The organism is Thiomicrospira sp., from assembly GCF_014859555.1.
In the GTDB taxonomy this organism is placed as follows: Bacteria; Pseudomonadota; Gammaproteobacteria; order Thiomicrospirales; family Thiomicrospiraceae; genus Thiomicrospira.
The window spans coordinates 1-2,229 of sequence record NZ_JACUTY010000119.1 but is presented as its reverse complement, the minus strand read 5'-3'; the positions used below and the strand labels follow the sequence as shown (position 1 = coordinate 2,229).

Below are 2,229 nucleotides of genomic sequence, written 5' to 3'. Positions count from 1 at the left end.
CAACAAGCAATCGCCGATTGTGGATGTTGAAATCGAAGACTTCTTAGCGAATAAATCACTCAACCTAACGGCCACACTAGACCCGATCCAAGCCTACAAAGATGCCGAGTTTGTCGTCATTGCCACACCAACCGACTACGACACTGAAACCAACACCTTCAACACAAAATCCGTAGAAGCGGTCATTGCCAATGTGCTGGCGATAAATCCTAACGCCACCATGATTATCAAAAGCACCATCCCGGTAGGTTACACACAAAGCTTAAAACAAAAATTAAAAATTGAAAATTCAGCATTAAATATTAACCTCATCTTCTCGCCAGAATTCCTGCGTGAAGGCAAAGCCCTGTGGGATAACCTCCACCCATCGCGTATTGTGGTAGGCGAACAATCAGAACGAGCCCAAACCTTTGCCAACTTACTGATCGAAGGGGCCGAAAAGCCAAAACACGAGATTCCGGTCCTTTTCACCGATGCCACCGAAGCCGAAGCGATTAAGCTTTTCTCCAATACTTACTTAGCGCTGCGTGTCGCCTACTTTAACGAACTCGACACCTATTGCGAAACCCACGGCCTAAGCAGCAAACAAGTCATCCAAGGCGTTGGATTAGACCCGCGTATCGGCGACCACTACAACAACCCAAGCTTCGGCTACGGTGGCTACTGTCTCCCCAAAGACACCAAACAACTGCTCGCCAACTACAACGACGTGCCCCAAAACCTAATCAAAGCCATCGTCGACTCCAACACCACCAGAAAAGACTTCATCGCCGACCAAATCATTAAACGCATAGAAAATCCCCCTCTCCCTCAGGGAGAGGGCTGGGGTGAGGGTGAAACCTCAACACGCAAAGTTGGAATATACCGCCTAATAATGAAACAAGGCTCTGACAACTTCCGCGCCAGCGCCATCCAAGGCGTAATGAAGCGCATCAAAGCCAAAGGCATCGAAGTCGTCATCTACGAACCCGTGCTCACCGAACAAGGCCAAACCGAGTTTTTCCACTCAAAAGTCATCACCGACCTAGCCGAATTCAAAAAAATGTCCAACGTCATCATCGCCAACCGACTCGTTGACGAGATCAAAGATGTGCAGGCCAAGGTGTATACTAGAGACCTGTTTGGTCAAGACTAGCGTCTTAAGTACGTGGAGAAAAAATGATTATAGACACGCAAAAAATTACTGATTTGCCTCTAGCAAGTAAACTTGAGCTATTAGAGGTTATATCCAACGCACTGTATAAGGAAAGTGATCAGTTTGAATCGCCTTCTTGGCATGAGGATGTATTGAAAGCCAGAGCGCATGAGTTAAATGAACCGCATACATGGCTAACGCTTGATGAAGTTAAAAGAGAACTCAGCGAATCGTGAGTTACTCGGTATTGTTTACGCCTTCTGCACTGCGTGATCTAGTAGAGGCAAAAAGCTTTTACGCGAAAGTAGATCTAAAGCTTGGTCAATATTGCACTGATAGTCTAGTTCTGGATGCAGAAAGGCTTGCTTTTTTTGCAGGTATACACCCACAAAAATTTGGATTTTATCGACTTGTGGCAAGAAACTTTCCATTTTCGATCTACTACAAAATACAGAATCGTCAAGTATTGATCAGTGCATTTATTGATAACAGAAAGAACCCTGATGCTATTTTGAATAAAATGATGAAACTTTAATTCAAAAAGTGAAATGTCGAATAACAACAGTCATCATCAACTTATAAACTAAAAAAACATGCAACTAAACATTAAACATTCAACACTCAACATTTTAATAACTGGCGCCGCAGGCTTTATAGGCTACCACCTAATTCAAGCCCTAAAGCAATACGGCCACAATATTGTCGGCATCGACAACCTAAACGACTACTACGATCCCCAACTAAAACTCGACCGCCTCAAAGCCCTTGGTTTTGACAGCGACCAAGTCAAAACACTAGCGGCAGGCCAACACTCAAAATTAACCATTCAAAATTTACAATTCCAGCGGCTCGACCTCGCCAACCGCCAAGGCATCGAACAGCTATTCGCCGAAAACCAATTCGACATCGTCGTTAACCTAGGCGCCCAAGCCGGAGTGCGATATTCCATCGAAAACCCGCATGCCTATGTCGATTCCAATTTAGTGGGTTTTGTCAACATCCTCGAAGGCTGTCGCCACGCCAAAGTCAAACACCTGGTGTACGCCAGTTCCAGCTCCGTTTATGGCATGAACATCAAACAACCCTTTAGCACC

Annotated in this window: 4 protein-coding genes; 3 read left to right on the top strand and 1 reads right to left on the bottom strand. The window is 45.1% G+C overall.

Annotation, left to right across the window (positions count from 1 at the left end; all coding sequences use genetic code 11):
• On the top strand, positions 1–1,135 hold a 1,135-nt coding region (locus tag IBX48_RS10360; RefSeq protein ID WP_296834286.1), incomplete at its 5' end, for a nucleotide sugar dehydrogenase.
• Between the two features lie 23 nt (positions 1,136–1,158).
• On the top strand, positions 1,159–1,371 hold the full coding sequence (locus tag IBX48_RS10355) for a hypothetical protein (protein ID WP_296834283.1): 213 nt from the start codon (positions 1,159–1,161) through the stop codon (positions 1,369–1,371).
• A gap of 15 nt (positions 1,372–1,386) precedes the next feature.
• Here IBX48_RS10355 and IBX48_RS10350 read toward each other — a convergent pair whose 3' ends face one another.
• Positions 1,387–1,554 carry a hypothetical protein gene (locus tag IBX48_RS10350; RefSeq protein ID WP_296834280.1) on the bottom strand — a complete coding sequence of 56 codons (168 nt, stop codon included), beginning with the start codon at positions 1,552–1,554 and terminating at the stop codon, positions 1,387–1,389.
• Positions 1,555–1,728: 174 nt separating this feature from the next.
• Here IBX48_RS10350 and IBX48_RS10345 point away from each other — a divergent pair.
• Positions 1,729–2,229: NAD-dependent epimerase/dehydratase family protein (locus IBX48_RS10345; protein ID WP_296834277.1), on the top strand; the 501-nt coding region annotated here is incomplete at its 3' end.